General features: G+C 65.0%; 17 protein-coding genes. 11 read left to right on the top strand and 6 right to left on the bottom strand.

The window, feature by feature from the left end; translation table 11 throughout:
- Positions 1–7: 7 nt before the first annotated feature.
- Positions 8–490 (bottom strand): hypothetical protein, encoded by a 483-nt coding sequence (locus tag BAUR9175_RS11910; protein ID WP_226829594.1) that lies wholly within the window; start codon positions 488–490, stop codon positions 8–10.
- Between the two features lie 160 nt (positions 491–650).
- Between BAUR9175_RS11910 and BAUR9175_RS11905 the strand changes: the two genes are divergently transcribed.
- On the top strand, positions 651–1,631 hold the full coding sequence (locus BAUR9175_RS11905) for a universal stress protein (protein WP_096160382.1): 981 nt from the start codon (positions 651–653) through the stop codon (positions 1,629–1,631).
- Between the two features lie 17 nt (positions 1,632–1,648).
- On the opposite strand, the gene BAUR9175_RS11900 is transcribed toward BAUR9175_RS11905, so the two are convergent.
- From BAUR9175_RS11900 to BAUR9175_RS11885, 4 genes are read right to left on the bottom strand one after another with little or no spacing between them, the layout of a single operon-like run.
- The gene (locus BAUR9175_RS11900; protein WP_101583894.1) at positions 1,649–2,548 is read right to left on the bottom strand and encodes a DMT family transporter; all 900 of its coding nucleotides are present in this window, start codon (positions 2,546–2,548) and stop codon (positions 1,649–1,651) included.
- Between the two features lie 38 nt (positions 2,549–2,586).
- Positions 2,587–4,029 (bottom strand): aldehyde dehydrogenase family protein, encoded by a 1,443-nt coding sequence (locus BAUR9175_RS11895; protein WP_101583892.1) that lies wholly within the window; start codon positions 4,027–4,029, stop codon positions 2,587–2,589.
- Positions 4,026–4,427: a sterol carrier family protein gene (locus tag BAUR9175_RS11890; RefSeq protein ID WP_009881530.1), complete on the bottom strand. Its 402-nt coding sequence runs from the start codon at positions 4,425–4,427 to the stop codon at positions 4,026–4,028. The genes BAUR9175_RS11895 and BAUR9175_RS11890 overlap by 4 nt, the downstream gene beginning before the upstream one ends.
- 15 nt (positions 4,428–4,442) lie before the next feature.
- Positions 4,443–5,519 (bottom strand): asparaginase, encoded by a 1,077-nt coding sequence (locus BAUR9175_RS11885; RefSeq protein WP_096168574.1) that lies wholly within the window; start codon positions 5,517–5,519, stop codon positions 4,443–4,445.
- A 33-nt stretch (positions 5,520–5,552) separates the two neighbouring features.
- Between BAUR9175_RS11885 and purD the strand changes: the two genes are divergently transcribed.
- The 10 genes from purD (at position 5,553) to purQ (ending at position 18,442) form a co-directional block, all read left to right on the top strand.
- Complete coding sequence (gene purD, locus BAUR9175_RS11880) at positions 5,553–7,895, top strand: phosphoribosylamine--glycine ligase (RefSeq protein WP_101583891.1); 2,343 nt, start codon at positions 5,553–5,555, stop codon at positions 7,893–7,895.
- A 386-nt stretch (positions 7,896–8,281) separates the two neighbouring features.
- Entirely contained in the window at positions 8,282–9,778 is a 1,497-nt protein-coding gene (locus BAUR9175_RS11875) for an aminobutyraldehyde dehydrogenase (RefSeq protein ID WP_096158227.1), read from the top strand.
- 136 nt (positions 9,779–9,914) lie between these two features.
- Positions 9,915–11,564 (top strand): amidohydrolase, encoded by a 1,650-nt coding sequence (locus tag BAUR9175_RS11870; protein ID WP_096160388.1) that lies wholly within the window; start codon positions 9,915–9,917, stop codon positions 11,562–11,564.
- Positions 11,561–12,721 (top strand): ABC transporter ATP-binding protein, encoded by a 1,161-nt coding sequence (locus BAUR9175_RS11865; protein ID WP_009881525.1) that lies wholly within the window; start codon positions 11,561–11,563, stop codon positions 12,719–12,721. The genes BAUR9175_RS11870 and BAUR9175_RS11865 overlap by 4 nt, the downstream gene beginning before the upstream one ends.
- 1 nt (position 12,722) lies before the next feature.
- Positions 12,723–13,886: a polyamine ABC transporter substrate-binding protein gene (locus BAUR9175_RS11860; RefSeq protein WP_226838418.1), complete on the top strand. Its 1,164-nt coding sequence runs from the start codon at positions 12,723–12,725 to the stop codon at positions 13,884–13,886.
- On the top strand, positions 13,883–14,869 hold the full coding sequence (locus BAUR9175_RS11855) for an ABC transporter permease (RefSeq protein WP_101583888.1): 987 nt from the start codon (positions 13,883–13,885) through the stop codon (positions 14,867–14,869). The genes BAUR9175_RS11860 and BAUR9175_RS11855 overlap by 4 nt, the downstream gene beginning before the upstream one ends.
- Before the next feature lies 1 nt (position 14,870).
- Positions 14,871–15,734: an ABC transporter permease gene (locus BAUR9175_RS11850; protein WP_096158225.1), complete on the top strand. Its 864-nt coding sequence runs from the start codon at positions 14,871–14,873 to the stop codon at positions 15,732–15,734.
- Positions 15,735–15,882: 148 nt separating this feature from the next.
- Positions 15,883–17,304, top strand: a complete 1,422-nt coding sequence (locus tag BAUR9175_RS11845) for an NAD(P)/FAD-dependent oxidoreductase (RefSeq protein WP_096162278.1) — start codon at positions 15,883–15,885, stop codon at positions 17,302–17,304.
- Positions 17,305–17,450: 146 nt separating this feature from the next.
- Positions 17,451–17,705, top strand: coding sequence for a phosphoribosylformylglycinamidine synthase subunit PurS (purS, locus tag BAUR9175_RS11840; RefSeq protein ID WP_009881520.1), 255 nt, complete (start codon positions 17,451–17,453; stop codon positions 17,703–17,705).
- The gene (gene purQ / locus BAUR9175_RS11835) at positions 17,705–18,442 is read left to right on the top strand and encodes a phosphoribosylformylglycinamidine synthase subunit PurQ (protein ID WP_096158223.1); all 738 of its coding nucleotides are present in this window, start codon (positions 17,705–17,707) and stop codon (positions 18,440–18,442) included. The genes purS and purQ overlap by 1 nt, the downstream gene beginning before the upstream one ends.
- A gap of 91 nt (positions 18,443–18,533) precedes the next feature.
- Here the strand turns inward: purQ and BAUR9175_RS11830 are convergent, their stop codons facing one another.
- Positions 18,534–19,286 (bottom strand): hypothetical protein, encoded by a 753-nt coding sequence (locus BAUR9175_RS11830; protein WP_127362772.1) that lies wholly within the window; start codon positions 19,284–19,286, stop codon positions 18,534–18,536.
- Positions 19,287–19,918: the final 632 nt, after the last annotated feature.

Genomic DNA, 19,918 nt, shown 5'->3' with positions numbered 1-19,918 from the left:
AGGATGTTCAGACTCCGGTACTCGGCGACCCGTTCCGGGGCTCGTCATCGACACTGCCCTCCGCCTCGGCGACGGGATCGGGCGACGTCTCTGCGGTGGTATCGGGTGACGTCTCAGCGCCGGCCTCCGGTGCTGCCTCGGCGCCGGCATCGGGATCCTCACCATTGGCTTCGGCGATGCGACGGCGCGCGATCTCCTTCGGATCATCGACCATGTCGATCTCTGCACCGACGCGGTACTTGCGTGCTTTCCGCCGGCCCGACCAGTCGAGGATCAGTGCCAGCAGTCCGCCGAGGAACAGCCCGCCGACGCCGAGGATGAGCAGCAGCAGCCCGGCTCCCTTGCCCACGGTGTAGCCGGTGGGGATCGCTTCGGGATCGACGAAGAGGGTGAGCGCACCCGCGACGAGAACGCCGAGAATCGCACCGAGTCCCATGAATACCGAATACTTGGGGCTGCGACGAACGGCGACGTCGATCTGGTCCTTCATGATCTCCTCGGGCATCGGTGTCAGTGGCGGGTCAGAGGCGCCCGCATTTCACGTCGCGGACAGTCTAGTCGAGATCACCTCCGTCGATTCCCAGGCAGTTATCCGACCGATCCCATAAGGTAGAGGCAGGCACAGTAGGACTTCTCACATAGGGGTGGACATGTCTCATACGATCATCGTCGGAGTTGACGGCTCCGCCAACAGTCAATGTGCGCTGCAGTGGGCGATCAAGCATGCACAGCTGACCTCCTCCGAGATTCGCCTCGTCGCGGCCTACACCGTTCCCGGCGTCAACATGAGCCAGGCCGACATCGTCTACCCGGCCGATTTCGACGTTGCGATCAAACGATCGGTGCAGCAGCTCGTCGACGACAGCGCCAGAACCGTCACCGATGCCTCGGTGCCGGTCTCGACCGTGGTCTCCCCCGGGGATGCCTCAGGTGCGCTGGTCGACAACTCGAAGAACGCCGACCTCGCCGTCATCGGCGCCCGCGGTCGCGGCGGTTTCGCCGGTCGCCTGCTCGGGTCCGTGGCCTTGGCGATGCCCGCCCACGCACACTGCCCCACCGTGGTCATCCCCAGCACGTGGCCAGAGCACCCGCTGCCGGAGAGGCCGCTGCCGATCGATCTGCCCGTGCGTTCCTCCTCCGCGCAGACGTCCGCCGCCGAGTCCGGGGACAGGCGCCCGGACTTCACCGGTGAGATCGTCGCCGCGATCGACCCCTTCGAAAGCGACGGCCCTGTCCTGCGAGAGGCGGCAGTGCAGGCTCGGATCTACGGTCTGCCCCTGCACCTGATCGGCATCACCGCCGCCCATGTGCTCTCGCCGGAGTGGATGCCCAGCGAAACACACCTGGAGAAGATGTACGACGAGGCCGTGACTTCGCGTGAAGAGGCGGCGAAATCTCTGGCGGAGGAATTCCCCGAGGTTGAGGTCCGCTGGTCGATCTTCGATGCCCCCGCCACCGAGGTGCTCATCAGTGCCACCTACACCGCCGAGCTCATGATCATCGGCTCCCGGGGCCGCGGCGGCTTCGCGTCCACCATTCTCGGTTCAACCTCGCAGGCAGTCCTCTCACACTCGGCCTGCCCCACCCGAGTCGTGCGCGTGCTCCGCCGAAAGGGTGGGAGAAAGCGCTGACCCTCCACGAGGAGAACTCAGCCGAGGGCGATGAGGCCGATTCCGGCGACGACGACCACGGCACCGGTGAGCTTCATGGCGATGTTCTTCTCCCCGAAGAACCACCAGGCCAGCAGTGTGCCGACGATGATCGAGGTCTCCCGCACAGGGGCGACGAGGGACACCGGTGCCTGCTGCATGGCGAAGAGGACGAGCAGGTACGCCAGCGGGGAGAGGATGGCGACGGTGACCAAGGCTCGTTTGTGGCCGGACACGATCGACCTGAAATCCGCGCGCCGTGACGGACCGCCGGGGATCGTCACGATGCCCAGGGCCATGATGATGGCGACGCAGGCTTCGGAGACGGCGAAGTAGAGCAGCGGTGAATCGGTGATGTGGTTGACGGAGAAGTCATCCCAGAGCGTGTACGAGGCGATGAAAGTTCCGATCAGCCCGCCCCAGGCCAGACCACGCCCCACGCCGTGGCTGCTTGTTGCGTGACCTCCGCCGGCTCCCTTCGGGCGCACGGTCACGACTGCGATTCCGGCGATGACGACGAAGGCGCCGATGGTCTCCGGTGCGCTGGGCCGCTCCCCCAGGAACAGCACGGCGATGATGATCGTGATGATCGGGCCTACCCCACGCGCTGTGGGGTAGACGACGCCCAGGGGTGCATGGTCATAGCCGGACTGCAGGGACACCGAGTAGGCGATGTGGAAGATCGCGCTGAGTGCGGCGGCTCCCAGCAGGCTCGGGCTGAACTCATGTGTCCCTGAGGCGAGCAGCCAGATCGCGATCGGGGCTAGGAGGATCGCTGAGAGTCCGTGATAGGCCAGCACGAAGGCGTAGCCCTTGCCGGAGACGGACTTCGCGGCGATGTTCCACAGGGCATGGGCCACCGAGGCGAAGAGCACCAGCCCGAGGACGGCAGGGGTCATCGAGGACCGTGACCAGACCGCGTCACAGTGTCAGGACCTCACAGCTTCACGACGACGGTCTTCGTCTGAGTGTACTCGTCGAAGGCTTCGATGGACTTCTCACGGCCGTAGCCGGACTTCTTGAACCCGCCGAAGGGCAGTTCGACTCCCCCGCCGGCACCATAGGTGTTGACGAAGATCTGCCCGGCCTCCACCTCGGCGGCGACCCGGTGGGCGCGCGAGATGTTCTGCGTCCACAGCGCCGAGACCAGACCGTAGTCGGTGCCGTTGGCCAGGGAGATCGCCTCTGCCTCATCGCCGAAGGTCATGGCCACGACGACGGGTCCGAAGACCTCTTCCTGTGCGATCTTCGACCCCGGGGACACATTGTCCACAATCGTCGGGGTGATGAAAGCACCCCCGGCGAGGTCGGCGGCGAGCCCCTCGGGACGGGTGCCTCCCGTGACGATCTGGGCGCTGCCGATGTCGGAGAGGAACCCTTCGACACGGGCCTGCTGCTTCGTCGAGATCAGGGGCCCGAGCATCGGATCGTCGGAGCCGTACCCGATGGTGACCTTCTCCATGGCGGCCGCCATCTTCTCGATCACCTCGGCCTGGATGTCCTGAGCGACGATGAGCCGGGACCCGGCCGAGCAGGTCTGACCGGCGTTCTGGATGATCGAGCGCACCAACGACGGGATGGCAGCGTCGACATCGGCGTCGGAGAAGACGATGTTCGCGGACTTTCCACCGAGCTCGAGCACCGTCGGGATGACCCGATCGGCAGCGGCATGGGCGATCTGCGAACCGGTCTGGGTCGAGCCGACGAAGCCTAAGTGGGCGATGCCCGGATGCGCGGCCAACGCCGCCCCCGCCTCGGCGCCCAGGCCTGTGACCACGTTGAACGCACCGGCGGGGAAGCCCACAGAGTGGATGAGTTCGGCCAGGCGGACCGTGGAGCGTGGGGTTTCGTCGGCGGGTTTGGCCACGGCGCAGTTGCCGGTGGCCAGCGAGGTCGCGGCGGCACGGCCGATGAGCTGGAGCGGATAGTTCCAGGCCACGATGTGTCCGGTCACGCCGTAGGGCTCGCGGCGGGTGTAGACGTGCATGTCCTCGGACATGGGGATCGAGTGCCCGTAGTAGGACTCGATGGTGTGACCGTAGAACTCGAAGTAGCGGGCGCAGACGTCGACGTCGGCGTAGGCCTGGGTCAGGGGTTTGCCCGTGTCCTCGGATTCGAGGCTGGCCATCTCATCGCGGTTGGCCCGGATCACTTCGGCGGTGGCGACCAGCAGCTTCGACCGCTGCTCGGTGCTCGAGCGCTTCCATTCCTGCTGTGCCCGGGCCGCGGCCTTGACCGCCCGGTCGACTTCGTCGGCTCCGCCTCGGGAGACATCGCCGAGGTGTTCGCCCGTAGCCGGGTCGACGTTGGCGTAGGTGGTCAGCGAGGGGACGTGGCGTCCACCGATGAATGAGGTGGTCTGGGTGATCTGGGCGTTCATCGCCGGCCTTCCAATTCTGCCGATGTGTACAGCGGGACGAAGTCACTGATGTCCGCGCGGGTGCCCGAGGCGTCGACGGCGCCTTCGGCCAGTGCGGCGGAGAATTCTGTCTTGCCGGTCACGATCTCCAACCACACCTGCGCCGAGGTTTCGACGACGTTGGGCGGTGTCCCGCGGGTGTGGCGGGGGCCGGGAATGCACTGGGTGACGCCGAAGGGTGGGACGCGGACCTCGACGCTGTTGCCCTCCGCCCGTGATGCGAGCTCCTCGAGTGTGAAACGCACCGCGGTGGCCAGGGTCGACCGGTCTGCCGTTGTCGCGTCGGCCTCGGAATGGGCCACCCACATCTCGAGGGCGTTGCGGCCCTCGTCGGGGTCTATTCTTCTGCGAATCGCCATCAGTGACTCTCCCTCTTACCTGATCCTCGCTATATCTTCACCCACGTTGATCTGCCCGACAACTGCCGTCCGCCCCTCGGAATCGATTCCGCCGGTGACGGACTCGGTGATCTCTGCGATGACCTCGCCGAGGAGATCGTCGCTGATGTCTGGAATCGCTCCGGCCTTGCGCAGCAGGGTCAGAGCCACGAGCCCCGTAGCCCGGGAGGACCCGTCGAGGCACTTCAGCGCCACCGAGTACCCGGATTTCGTGGACATGACGATCACGCCTTCGGCCCCGCCCTTGGCGAAGATGCCGAGGCGGTCGATGACCGTGGAATTCGGCCTGCCGTGGCCCTCGATCGCCCAGGGCTCGGCGAAGACGGCTTCCATGAGGGTACGTGCCTCGGCCCTATAGGAGGCAAAGGACTCCATCGCCGAGGTGGTCCCCGAGTCAGCGTCTGTGCAGCCCAACCGCACAACACGGCCGATCCCCCGCGCCAGGCCGGTGAGGCTGAGGGCGAAGACGGGAGCCCCGCAGCCGTCGGTGCCGAGCGCGGCCGGAGTTTCGCCGGCGAAGGCCTCGACCACCTCGGCGATCCTCGCCTGCACCGGATGGGCAGGTTCAAGGTAGGTCGCGGTCTCGGCACCGAGGGCGGTGGCGGCCATGAGGAACGCCGCATGTTTGCCGGAGCAGTTGAAATACAGGCGCGATGTCGGGTCGCCGGTGCCGGCTTCCTGCAGGCTGCGGCGGAAGGCACCGTCGGCGGGATGAGCAGACGGACAGCGGAGGTCGTCCACGCTCAGGCCAGCGGATTCGAGCATCCCGGCAACCGCCTCGGCGTGGCCGGCTTCGCATTTGTGGGACGCGGTCGCCAGTGCCGCCCAGGTGCCGGTCACCTGCTCTGTGAGACTCATCGCGGCAATCGCCTGCAGCGGCTTGAGGCTCGATCGGGTGAACACGGGAGCCTCCGGTGCGCCCAGGCTGATCAGGGGTGATCCATCCGGGTCGAGGACGACGGCGGAACCGATGTGGCGGGATTCGACGAACCCGCTGCGCTCGACGAAGGCCAACTCGGCGGCGTCGGCGGAAACGAAAGTGGAACGAGTCACGCACTCAAGCCTACGACCTTATAGTCTGGTGGGGTGAAGGTTCTTGTCATCGGTTCGGGCTCCCGCGAACACGCCCTCGTCCTTGCTCTCAGTCGCGACCCTCAGGTCGACGCCGTCATCGCCGCACCCGGCAACCCGGGAATCGCTGCGATCGCGCACACCGAAGCCGTCGATATGAACGACGCTGCGGCAGTCACCGCTCTGGCGGAGACGCTAGACGTCGACCTCGTCGTCATCGGCCCCGAGGCACCACTGGTCGCCGGGGTCGCCGACGCCCTGCGTGAGTCCTCGTTCCCGGTCTTCGGGCCCAGCTCCGAGGCCGCGGTCCTCGAAGGATCGAAGGCGTTTGCGAAGGAGATCATGGAGTCCGCGAACGTGCCCACAGCACGTGCCGTGGTCGCCTACACCCCTGACGAGGCGGCCGCTGCCCTCGACGATTTCGGCGCCCCCTACGTGGTCAAGGCCGATGGTCTGGCCGCGGGCAAGGGCGTCGTCGTGACCTCGGATCGCGCCGAGGCTCTGACCCACGCCAGCTCCTGCCTCGAGGTCTCCGACCGGGTCGTCATCGAGGACTACCTCGACGGCCCCGAGGTCTCCCTCTTCGTCCTCTGCGACGGCCAGCACACACTGCCGCTGGCTCCGGCCCAGGACTTCAAACGCATCGGCGACGGTGACACCGGACCCAACACCGGCGGCATGGGCGCCTACTCACCGCTGCTGTGGATCCCAGCCGGCACCGTCGACGACATCGTCACCACCGTCGCCCAGCCTGTCGTCGATGAGATGACCCGCCGCGGCACCCCGTTCGTCGGTCTCCTCTACTGCGGACTCGCCCTGACCTCGAAGGGAATGCGAGTCGTGGAGTTCAACGTCCGCTTCGGCGACCCCGAGACCCAGTCCGTGCTCGCCCGCCTGCGCAGCCCGCTGGGACAGACCATGCTCGCCGCCGCCGAGGGGCGCCTCGACGAGGTCGGTGACCTCGACTGGGATCCGCGCACCTCGGTGACCGTGGTCATGGCCGCCGAGAACTACCCGAGCACACCCCGCACGGGCGACATCATCCGCGGCCTCAACACGGCCGACGACCTCGACGACGTGCACATCCTCCATGCCGGGACCGCCCGCGCCACCGATACCGGCGCCGGGTTCGCTCCCGAGGACACTGTCATCTCCGAAGACGTCGCCGAGACCGGAGACATCGTCACCGCAGGTGGCCGCGTGCTCTCCGTCGTCTCGCTCGGCAACGGCCTCGACGAGGCACGGGCTAAGGCCTATGCCGCCGTGGACGAGGTCAAATGGGACGGCGAACAGCACCGCACCGACATCGCCGAGGTGGCCGCCCGCGGGCAGATCGCCGTGGCCGACATCTACCCGGCCCCCGCAGAAGCAGCCCCCGGAGAAGCGGCGGCAGTTGCTGCAGCGACGGTGGCTGCCGTCGCTCCGTCGATCGGCCCGGAGGTAACGCCGGCAGCGACCGGACTCGGCTCCCAGGCACCCGAGCTTCCGGGCTGGACGCATGTCTACTCGGGCAAGGTCCGCGACCTCTACATCCCCGATACGGCCGCCGATGCCGCCTCTGCCGAGCAGCTGCTCATGGTCGCCTCGGATCGCATCTCCGCCTATGACTGGGTCCTCGACTCAGAGATCCCCGACAAGGGCAGGGTGCTCACCGGCTTGAGCCTGTGGTGGTTCGACCAGCTCTCCGATGTCATCGGCAACCACGTCATCAGCTCCGATGTCCCCCAGGCCGTAGCCGGCCGCGGCCTCATCGTGAAGAATCTGTCGATGCTGCCCATCGAATGCGTGGCCCGTGGCTACCTCACCGGCTCCGGCATGGCCGACTACAAGGCCACCGGGTCCGTGTGCGGAATCCAGCTGCCGGCAGGTCTCATCGAGGCCGACCGTCTGGAGCCCGCGATCTTCACTCCGGCGACCAAGGCGGAACTCGGCGACCATGACGAGAACGTCAGCTTTGATCAGGTCGCTGAGACAATCGGCGCGGACCAGGCTGGAACGATCCGCGATCTCACCATCGAGATCTACCAGCGGGCAGAAGAGATCGCACGCAAGCGCGGCATCATCCTGGCCGATACGAAGTTCGAGTTCGGCACGCTGTCCGACGGCACGATCGTCCTCGGCGACGAGGTGCTCACTCCTGACTCCTCACGTTTCTGGGATGCTTCGAGCTACGAATCGGGCCAGCCTCAGGCGAGCTTCGACAAGCAGTTCGTCCGCGACTGGCTGACAGGTGAGTCCGGCTGGGACAAGTCCTCGGACATTCCCCCGCCGGCGCTGCCCGCCGAAGTGGTCGAGAAGACCCGTGCCCGCTACATCGAGGCCTTCGAGAAGCTCACCGGCCAGAAGTTCCCCGCCTGAGGCTGAGCTCAGCCAACTGGCACAGCCACAACAACGCTCATACCGACACAACGCCGCACCGCCGATACACCGCTGCCCACGCAGTGGTTTCGGCGGTGCGGCGTTGTTTCGTAGGCCGGTCTGACCCCAACCCTGCCCCCGACCCCAGTCAACGACATCGCGCGAATATCGCAGACGTGACCACTGATTCAGCAGGGAAATATGCTGACTGGTCATTGTTTTCAACTCGAATCCGTCTCATACAACGGAATCGGTGGATTCACCCCACCGGTTCCGCTACTCTGTGTGACCAGGGCCACACGGCCCTACAAGGGTCCGCACAGACAGACACGGCCTCACACAGGCCCACACATACGCAGACGTGCAACACGGTTGGAAGTGACGATATGCATTATTGGAATGGCAGCTATCACGAAGGCAGCGGCAGACCCTTCACCCTCGTCAACCCCGCCACCGGTGAGACCACCGGGGAATACACGCTCGCGAACGCTGCCGACGTCAACGAAGCCGTCGCCTCGGCGAAGGCCGCCTATCCTGCGTTCAAGGCTCTGACTCCAGGCGAACGTGCGGAGCTGATGCTCGGTCTCGCCACCCAGCTCGAGGCTCGCGCGGACGAACTCGCCGAACTCGAGTCCATGCAGACGGGCAAGTCCATCCGTCTGGCCAAGGAGTTCGATGTGCCTGGCTCGATCGACAATGCGAAGTTCTTCGCCGGGGCCGCCCGTCAGCTCACCGGTCTGGCCGCCGGCACTTATTGGGAGAAGTCGACGTCGATGACCCGGCGCGAACCCCTCGGCGTCGTCGGTTCGATCGCCCCGTGGAACTACCCGCTGCAGATGGCCGCGTGGAAGATCTTCCCCGCCGTCGCTGCCGGCAACACGATCGTGCTCAAGACCTCGGAGATGACTCCCGGAACCTCACTCATCCTCGCCGAGGCCGCCACCGCCGCGGGATTCGCCCCCGGTGTCATCAACGTCATCGCCGGTGACGGGCTCGAAGCCGGGGAAGCGCTCGTCACCCACCCCGACGTCGTCATGTCCTCGTTCACCGGGTCGACGAAGGTCGGTCGGCGCATCATGGAACTCGCAGCGGCCAAAGGATCCCGCGTCCACCTTGAGCTCGGCGGCAAGGCCCCGTTTGTGGTCTTCGACGACGCCGACATCGAAGCCGCCGCACGCGGTGCCGTGGCCGGGTCGCTCATCAACTCCGGACAGGACTGCACCGCGGCCACCCGCGCCATCGTCGCCCGCGAGCACTTCACCGCGTTCACCGACCGCGTCACCGAACTCATGGACGGCGTGCGCGTGGGCAACCCGACTGACCCCGCCACCGACATGGGCTCCCTCATCTCCCTGACCCACCGCTCACGGGTCGCCGAGGTCGTCGACCGTGCCCGCGAATCCGGGGCCCGGATCCACTGCGGCGGAACGATCCCGACGACGAACCACCTCGGCGAGGCCCTGCCCGGTAACACCGAGTCAACGGCCTACTACGCGCCCACGCTCATCAGCGGAATCGACACCGACGCCGAGGTGTGGCGTGAGGAGATCTTCGGTCCCGTCCTCGTCGCTCTCGCCTTCGACACCGACGATGAGGCCATCGAACTGGCCAACGACACCCCCTACGGCTTGGCGGCGAGCGCATGGACGACGACCACAAACCGGACGATGCGTGCCGCGGCCGACATCGAAGCCGGATGCGTGTGGATCAACGAGCACATTCCGATCGTCTCCGATATGCCCCACGGCGGGTACAAGGCCTCCGGGTTCGGCAAGGACATGAGCCAGTACTCGTTCGATGAGTACACGCAGGTCAAGCACGTGTTCATCGACCAGCACGAGGACCCGCACCACGAATGGCAGGACACGATCTTCACGTCCTGAGCAGTGCTTCGGGCACGAACCGGTAACAGCGGGTCCGTGCCCCTGTGGCCCGGCATCCCGGTGCACATACAATGACAGCCTGGCGAGCGCGTACGGCGCGCCCGCCTCACCTTCGACAAGGAAGTCGGGAGGGATCATGAACCTCGACGTTCTCGACGTCAGCATCTTCGACGGGGACTCCGTCCTGCCTGCGGACCGCATCAGCATCCGCGACGGAATCATCACCGAGATCAGCACCGGAACCGCTGCGGACCCGGCCGACCACACGATCACGGCCACGGGCAAGCTCATCACCCCCGGGTTCGTCGACGCCCACGTGCACACGACCTTCGGCGGGCAGGAGTCCCTGGCCTGTGACCTCAGCGAAGCCCAGGGTCTGCAGGCCTCACTCGACGTCATCCGCAGCTACTTGGCCGCGACGGCCGAGTCTGCCGCGCCCGGCTCCTGGGTCACCGGCGGCGGATGGTCGATGTCCGACTTCCCCGGCGGGGCACCGAGTGCTGCGATCCTTGACGAGCTGAGTCCCGAGCGCCCCATCATCCTCCTCAGCGCCGACCACCATTCGGCCTGGGTGAACTCGAAGGCCATGGACCTCGCCGGACTCGACGCCTCCACTCCCACTCCGCCCGGCGGCGTCATCGAGAAGGACGAATCCGGGACCCCGACCGGGTGCCTGCACGAATCTGCCATGGACCTCGTCTCGGTCCACGTCCCCGACGCCAGCGATGCTGAGATCCGCGCCGGGCTCCTCGCCGGGCAGTCCTCCCTCCATGCCTTCGGCGTCACCGCGTGGATGGACGCCATCGTCGGCGACTACTCCGGGCACCGCTCCCCCCTCGACGCCTACCTCGAAGCAGAGGACACAGGCGAACTGACCGCCGAGGTGGTCGGGAGTCTGTGGTGGCCTCGTGACGTCGAGGACATCGACGCCCAGGTCGCAGCCCTGGTCAGGAATCGGCGAGAACAGGGACAGTTCCGCACCACCTCGGTGAAGTTCATGCTCGACGGCATCGTCGAATCTCGCACGGCCGCCATGAGCAGCGAGTACGCCTGCCCCTGCGGTGGCTTCGGCACCAGCTACTTCACCCGCGAGCACCTGCACGCATCCTTCGCCGCCCTCGACGCGGCCGGCTTCGACATCCACTGCCACGCGATCGGAGACGCGGCCAATAAGGCGGCCCTCGACGCATTCGCCGCCATCGGGACCAGCCCGGACAGCGCCGAGCCTGGGACCAGCGATCGCCGTCACCACATCGCCCATGTCCAGGTCGTCGACCCCGTCGACATTCCCCGCTTCGCCCAGCTCGGGATCACCGCGAACCTGCAGGCTCTGTGGGCATGCCACGACCAGCAGCTGCTTGACCTCAATCTTCCCTACCTCGGGGCCGAACGCAGCACCTGGCTCTACCCGTTCAGGTCCTTCGCCGATGCCGGCACCCACCTGGCCATGGGCTCGGACTGGCCGGTGTCGACACCGAACCCCTGGGAGGCGATCCACGTCGCCGTGAACCGCTCACATCCCGATGCCGGCGACCCGGCCCCGCTCCTTCCCGAGCAGGCCATCGATTTGACCACCGCGCTGCGTGCCTACACCTCCGGGTCCGCGCACCTGCTGCGTTCGGAGGTCAACGGCAGAATTCGCACCGGCCAGATCGCGAACCTCGCATTGGCCAGCGCCGACCCCTTCGACCTCGAGCCGCAGAGACTGGCCGAGGTGCACAACGAAATGACGATCGCAGGCGGCCGCATCGTCCACGACGCCACCACCGCTGAAAGGCAATCATGACCACGACAGCCACTCCCGATGCAACGGCGCCCACACAGCTTCAGCACTTGGAAGTTCAGGGGGTGAAGAAGGTCTTCGGTGACAACACCGCGATCGAACGGCTCGACCTGTCGGTGCGCAAGGGCGAGTTCCTCTCCCTGCTGGGCCCCTCGGGCTGCGGCAAGACGACCCTGCTGCGCATGATCGCCGGTTTCGAGGCTCCCACCGATGGGGCGATCCTGCTCTCGGGCAAGGACATCGTCAGCCTCCCACCGCACAAGCGCCCCGTGAACACGGTGTTCCAGTCCTACCTGCTGTTCCCGCACATGAACATCGCCGACAACATCGCCTACGGTCTCAAACAGTCCAAGACCCCGAAGTCGGAGATCGCCGACAGGGTCCGTGAGGTTTTGGCCCTGGTGCAGATGGAGGACTTCGCCGGGCGCAAACCCGAACAGCTCTCCGGCGGTCAGCAGCAGCGCATCGCCCTGGCCCGTGCTCTGGTCAACCGTCCCCAGGTTCTCCTCCTCGACGAACCGATGTCGGCTCTGGACCGGAAGCTGCGTGAGGAGATGCAGCTCGAACTCAAACGCCTCCACACCCGCCTGGACACGACCTTCGTCTTCGTCACCCACGACCAGGACGAGGCGCTGGCGATGAGCGATCGCATCGTGGTCATGTACAACGGCGTGATCCAGCAGATCGGGACCGGTGAGGACATCTACGCCAACCCGGCCAACGGCTTCGTGGCCGGGTTCATCGGCAAGCAGAACTTCGTCCCCGCCGAGGTGACCGAGATCCACGGCTCCACCGCGACGTTGAGAACGGCGAACGCTGTCATGGAAACACCCACCCTCGACATCCGCCCCGCCTCGGCGACGGGGACTGCTTCGACGTTGAGCGTCGGGGACAAGGTGCGTGCCGCCATCCGACCCGAACGCATGCGCGTGGCTCCCGCCGGGACCGGGGACTTGGTCGCGAACTCTGCTCGCGGTCGCATCCTGTCGGTGTCCTTCCTCGGCGACGTCATCCAGTACATGCTCGTGGCCGGGGACAACGATGAGCTCCTGGCCCGGGTGCCGGCGGCCGGCAATGAGCTGCTGGCCGCCGACGCCGAGGTGGACCTGAGTTGGAATGCCGACGACGTGGCCGTCTACGACTACGAGGGCGGTGTCTGAGATGGCAGGCAGAATTCCCGACGTGCGCTTCCTGGCACCCCGGGCCGCCTCGGCGAGGCTGAGCAGGCGAGCGCTCCTGGCCGGATTCGGTGTTGTCGGTCTGGGCGCGCTGAGTGCTTGTGGCCGGAACACGACGATGGCGAAGTCACCTCCCACCGACGGCGAGCTCGAGTCGAAGCTCAACATGTACTCCTGGGGCGACTACGACAACCCGGACCTCATCGACGCGTTCAAGAACGAGCACGATGTCCTCGTGCAGGTCGACTCCTTCGGTTCGAACGAGGAGCTCACCGCGAAGCTCTCAACCTCGCGTGGAACGTCGGGCTATGACGTTGTGGTGCCGACCGGATCGAATATTCCGCAGATGCTCAAACACGATCTGCTCCAGGAGATCAACCTCGACATGATCCCCAACTTCGAGCACATGGATCCGAACTTCACGAACCAGTACTTCGATCCCGACAACAAGTACTCGATCTGCAAGGCCTGGGGCACCACCGGATTCGTCTACAACACGAAGAAGATCTCCCGGGACATGAGCAGCTGGCAGGACTTCATCGATGTCGCGCAGAAGGAAGCGGCCGGAACCACCTCGCTGCTCGAGGACCCGTGGGAAGTCTCAGCCATCGCACTCGCTGCGCAGGGCTACAGCCTCAACACCCAGGACGAGAAGGAACTCGAGAAGGCACGCACGATCATCCTCGACCAGCTGGCACCGAACACGAAGGCCTATATCGGCAACGCGGCCACGGGCATGATCCAGGGCAGCTTCTCACTGCTGCAGGCGTTCAACGGTGATGCCAGGCAGGGACTGGGCGAGGTGTCTGATCCCGAGAACTGGAAGTTCGTGTTCCCGACACCGTCTGCGAACCTGTGGACGGACTGCTGGGCCATTGCCACCGGCGCCCCACACCCCGATTCCGCACACGCGTTCATCAACCAGATGATCTCGCCGGAGACCGCGGTCGAACAGCTCGACTACATCGGCTACCCCATCGGTACGAAAGGGTTGGCCGAGCAGGCAAAGGAAGCGGACCTCGATCAGCAGGAGCTCATCTTCCCCGCCCAGAAGGTCCTCGACCGACTCGAACCCAGCAAGCAGACCCCGGCCGATCAAATCCGCACGAAGATCTACGCCGATGCGCAGGCAAGGAGCGGAGCATGAGCACGCAGGCAGCCACACCCAACGAGAAGGATTCGACCACGCAACGGCCGAGTCGAAAAACTCAACGACCGACCAAGCCGGCTGGAATGTCGGCGAAGTTCTTCGGCGCCTCGGCCCTGTCGTTCCCGACCTGGGCGTATGCGCTCTTCTTCTTCATCATTCCCGTCGCTCTCGTCATCTTCTACAGCTTCGGCTACAAACCCGACGAGTTCACGGCCGTGGCCACGGACAAGCTCTCCTTCGGCCGGTATCCCGATGCCATGTCCGCCAGCTTCGTGTCCACGTTCTTCGCGACCCTGCGGATCTCGATCGTCGGCACGATCCTGTGCCTGATCATCGCTCTGCCGTTCGCCTACTGGCTGGCCATCAAGGTCTCACCGGCCAGGCGGTCACTGGCTCTGGCCTTGGTCATGGTGCCGTTCTGGACGAACTTCCTGGTCCGCACCCTGGGGTGGCAGATCATGCTCTCCCCCGACGGTTTCCTGTCCAATTGGATGCAGGGCCTGGGGATGCTCGATGGGCCTCTCGACATTCTCTACACACGCACGGCGGTGCAGATCGGTGTCGTCTACAACTATCTGCCGCTGATGATCCTGCCGCTCTTCGTAGCCATCGACTCCGCAGGTCAGAAGCTGCGAGAAGCCAGCTACGACCTCGGCGCGGGTAAGGTCACGACGTTTTTGCGCGTGACCCTGCCGATGGCGATGCCCGGTGTCGTCTCCGGGTGTCTGCTCGTGTTCATCCCGCTCAATGGTGACTACGTCACGGCCACCGTCCTCGGTGGGGCGAGCGGGTCGATGGTCGGTCAGCTCATCGCCAACCAGTTCAATACGGCCCAGAACTGGGCGGTCGGCGCGGCGATGGCGGTGATCCTCATTCTTGCCACCCTGGTGGTCGTCGGGGTCGGCTTCGGTCTGCTCAAGTTGGGGCAGGCGATCGCTGCGAAGCTGGGCAGTGTGCCGCTGAAAGATGGGAGGGCCTGAGATGCCGAAGAAGAATACGTTCGCTCGTCGCACCCCGACGGACATCGGTCTCCACGTGTGGGGAATCCTGGTCTTCGCCTACCTGTTCATCCCGATCGCGGTGATCATCGCGTACTCGTTCAACACCGGCAAGGTGCTGGCGAACTTCCGCGGCTTCGGCCTCGACGCCTACATCTCCGGGATCAACAACGACGTCATCATCTCCTCGGTCGTCACCAGCCTCCAGGCCGCGGTGGGTGCGGCGCTCGTGTCGACGATCTTCGGCACCCTCGGCGGTGTGGCTTTGGCCCGTGCCCCGAAGGGCGCGTGGTGGGCCCTGGGCCTGACCGCGATCCTCGGACTCACGCTGGTCACGCCCGAGATCGTCGACGGCATCGCGTTCCTGCCGTGGTTCGTCACCGTCGGCGTCGATTGGGGCATCACACCGTTGAACAACGGTCTGGTCAGGCTCATCATCTCCCACTCGATGTTCTCCATGGCGATCGTGACGTTCATCGTCCGGGCTCGTCTGGCGGGCATGGACACGCAGCTCGAGGATGCGGCCGCGGACCTGGGGGCCACCCCGTGGAATCGGTTCAAGGACATCACCTTGCCCATCGCGGCTCCCGGCATCCTCGCCGGTGCGCTGATGTCGTTCACCGTCAGCCTCGACAACACGATCCTCTCCAGCTTCGTGCAGCAGCCCGGCTACACCCCGTGGCCGGTCTACATCTTCTCCGCGGTGAAGGTGGCCCTACGGCCCGAGGTGGCGGCGATCTCGACGCTGATGTTCTTCCTCACCCTCTTGGCCTTGGCCTTCGTCGGCTTCGTGCTGCGCAAGGCAGGTGGAAGTTCGACAGAGATCATCAAGACGATGGCCGGCTGATCCCCGGCGCCCTCGCCGAGGTGGGGCCCGGTTCCGCACTCCGGTTCGGTTCGTCTCACTTCACCATCACCCGAATTCTGTGACACGCTCACACTGCGAAGATTGTCGCCTGGCCTGATGAACGCCGCCGGGCAGAAGGAGAAATGACATGGACGTCACCGCCGCATTGGCCGACGCATCCACCGTGCCGTTCTGGCTCGATTCCGATCAGCGTCCCGAGCCCCTCCCGCCGCTGACTCGTGACCTCGAGGCCGACCTCGTCATCGTCGGAGGTGGTTTCACCGGTCTGTGGACGGCGCTGCAGGCGAAGGAACGCGATCCCGGGCGCCACGTCGTCCTGGTGGAGGCGAATTCGATCGGGTGGGCCGCCTCGGGGCGCAATGGAGGGTTCTGCGCCGCCAGCCTCACCCACGGTTATGACAACGGTGAGTCCCATCTTCCCGCTGAGAACGAGCGTCTGGCGCAGCTGGGGTTGGACAACCTCAACGAGATCGAAGCGGCTGTGACCCGGTACGGCATGGACGTCGAGTTCGAACGCACCGGTGAGCTCGACGTCGCCACCGAGGACTACCAGGTTCCCGAGCTGCGAGAGGCTCATGATCCCGAGGCCGGCTTCATCTTCTACGATCAGCAGGAATTGGCGCAGATCGTGAAGTCGCCGACGTACAAGGGTGCACTCTGGGACTCTCGCGAGGTTGCGATGGTCAACCCGGCCAAACTGTGCTGGGAGCTGCTGCGGGTCATCCGGGAACTCGGCGTCGAGGTCTTCGAAGGCACGAAGGTCACCGATGTCAGTGACCGGAAGACGAACGTGCAGATCACAACCCTGGTGACGTCCCAGGCGCTGGAGGACTGTGCAAGCGCTCCGTGCAGCATCATCACCGCCAAGCGGGTGGCCCTGGCGACGAACGTCTTCCCCTCGCTGCTCAAACGCGTCAGCCTGCACACGGTCCCGGTCTACGACTACGCCCTGATGACCGAGCCGCTGAGCGATGAGCAGCTGACATCGATCGGCTGGGACGGCAGGCAGGGCATCGGTGACTGTGCGAACCGATTCCACTACTACCGACTGTCGGCAGACAACCGGATTCTCTTCGGCGGGTGGGACGCTGTCTACCACTACGGGCGGCAGGTGTCGTGGAAGTACGATCAGCGGGCTGAGACCTTCGAGACCTTGGCCGCGCACTTCTACGAGACGTTCCCCCAGCTTCAGTCAGTGAAGTTCACCCACAAATGGGGTGGGCCCATCGACACCTGTTCGCGGTTCTTCTCCTTCTTCACCACGGCCTACGGCAAGAAGGTCGCCATGGCCGCCGGTTTCACCGGACTCGGCGTGGGCGCCTCGCGCTTCGCGGGCACCGTCATGCTCGACCTGCTGTCTGGGCAGGACACCGAGCTGACCCAGTTGGAGATGGTGCGCAAGCTCCCTCTGCCCTTCCCACCTGAGCCGGTGGCCTGGTTGGGCATCCAGATGACGACGAGTGCCCTCATCAAGGCCGACGGCAACGAGGGTCGGCGCGGTCCGCTGCTCAAGGCCCTCGACGCAGTGGGCATGGGCTTCGACTCCTGAGGCTGACTGTGGGGTCCGCGATTCGTGGCATCCGGTTCGTGGCGTCCGCAGCTCGGACCGAAGGCGGGAGTTCCCTCCGTGCTTGATAGACTTTGAGCGAGCGCGGGAGGAACTCCCGAACACTTTCTTGAAGGAGCAGAACACGCATGGCACGTGTCGTCGTTGAGGTGATGCCCAAACCCGAGATTCTTGACCCTCAGGGTAAGGCGATCTCCGGTGGAATGTCCCGACTCGGCTTCACCGGTTTCGGTGAGGTACGACAGGGAAAGCGCTTCGAACTCGAAGTCGAGGGTGAGGTCACCGAGGAGGTTCTCGCACAGGCTCGAGAGGCTGCAGAGAAGCTCCTGTCGAACCCGGTCATCGAGAACGTCGTGGCCGTTCGCGCCGTCGAGGAAGCCTGATGACTGCAGTCGCCACCGACCCCACCGTCGCCGAGGCGGGTGCTGAGTCCGGAGTCTCGATCGGTGTTGTGACGTTCCCCGGGACGCTTGATGATCGTGATGCCGCACGTGCCGTTCGTCTTGCGGGTGCGAAGCCGGTCAATCTCTGGCATGCCGATTCCACGCTTGCCGGTGTCGATGGTGTCATTCTGCCTGGTGGGTTCTCCTACGGGGACTACCTGCGCTGCGGTGCGATCGCGGGCTTCGCTCCGATCATGGAGGCCGTGGTCTCGGCCGCGAACGCCGGAATGCCGGTTCTGGGCATCTGCAACGGATTCCAGATCCTGTGCGAGTCGCACCTGCTGCCTGGTGCCCTCATCCGCAACGACCACCAGCATTTCATCTGCCGTGACCAGGAGCTGGTCGTGGAGAACACGAATACCGCTTGGACCGGTGACTACGCGCAGGGTCAGATCATTCGGATTCCGCTGAAGAACGGTGAAGGCGGGTTCGTCGCCACGGACGAGGTCCTCGACGAGCTCGAGGGCACCGGTCGTGTGGTTTTCCGCTACCAGGGCCTCAACCCCAACGGTTCTCTGCGCAACATCGCCGGCATCACGAATGAGGCCGGAAACGTTGTCGGGCTCATGCCTCACCCCGAGCATGCTGTCGAGGCCGGTTTCGGTCCCGAAGACGGTGGCGGCATCGACGGTCAGGGGTTCTTCTCCTCGGCCGTGCGCACTCTGGTCAAGGGCTGACCTCACCGGCTGGTCCACAAGAGGGTCCCGAAGCACGGCATAGCGCCGAGCCTCGGGACCCTCTCTGGTTCTTGCCTCAGCCGGAGTGACCTCACTCCTGCGGTTCGGTCGGATTGACCGTCACTGATGCCGTGTCCTCGAGATCACCACACGTGGCGACGGCCTCATATTCGCCCGTATCGGGCATGCCGTCCCTTGGCAGGTATCTCACCGATGCAGACTCGTCCTCACCCGCGAGCTGGTTCTTCTCCCAGACCTTCGTCCTGCCGTCCTCGTTCTCCTTGAACACTTCGAACAGGACATCGTCCTTGCTCGAGCAATTGACCATCGTCAGGTTGAGCCCCTCTTGGTAGAGCGACTCGTCGAGCGTCGTCGATTCCGGGTCCATCACGAGGGTGCCGTCATCGTAGTCGCCCCGATCGCCTTCGATGATGTGGACGCGGGCGTCAAACACGCGGTCCGGCTCATCACCGCGTTCGACCGTTACCGTGAACTCGACATTCGTATCGTCGGGCTTCTCATCCATGACAGCTGACCCGTCATACGGTCCGTCCTTCTCCACAGTCCACACCTGGTTGTCCAGGCTCGTGATGACTTCGTCCCCCTTCTTGAGCCCGTCGATCGTGAACTCGATGCCCTTGCCCTGTGTGACCTCGAGGGGTGTCATCTCTCGGTACTTCAACGCCAAGTCTGCTTCCTTCATCACCGAGTCCTGTTTCGAGCCGTCGTCGCCCGACGGGGCGGAGTCCGAAGGTGGCGTGCTGAGTCCTGACGCTGTCGCCGGTCCGGCTCCGAAGGTGGAGAGGGCGAGAGCGATGGAAGCTGCAAGTGCGAGCTTCTTCATGGTGATCATCCTTCTTTCGAATCATGGGTTCATGCCAAGTACGTCTGCCGTATTCGGTTATGCCAGTGACACTACGAAGGTCGGATGCGGGTTGTGGAGTTGTGTTCATTGTGGTCATGACAGGGCTGTCATGACGGATCTGTCACGCTGTGATGACAATGAGACTTGCTTATCGTGGAGCTGAGCTGAAGCTGAGTCGAGGTTGAGACTGCGGAGGCTGAGTCGGCTTGCCCATGCCCCCGAATCGGAACGTCGTTCCTGCTCAGTGCGTTGCGGCAGCCATGTCTGCGAGAGGGAGCTGCGTTTCTGCGTGGCGATGTCCCTGATCTGGGCACAGGTGGTGCTCAGTTTCGGAGTCACACGCTGATGACTTCGCGCGTCGCGCGCGATCCAATCGTTATGGGCATTTTCGAGCCGCTGCTCCTCTCACGGCACAGGTCCGATGCTGCCCAGGCGGCGTGCCTGCGAGATGCTGCCGTCACAGTTTCGCTGCTTGGTTCGTGGCGGGTGAGTCCCATAGAGTGGTGGCATTCCCACCAGGGACTTCACCCCCAAAAATGTGAAGAACCATCGTGGGATCCCGCTAGTAGTTCCGCCAAGAACCTCACGAAAGGCATCCCACGATGGCTGAC

This window comes from Brevibacterium aurantiacum (assembly GCF_900169065.1).
GTDB lineage: Bacteria > Actinomycetota > Actinomycetes > Actinomycetales > Brevibacteriaceae > Brevibacterium > Brevibacterium aurantiacum.
The sequence above is the reverse complement of the archived record's forward strand: the minus strand, read 5'-3'. Positions and strand labels throughout refer to the sequence as shown.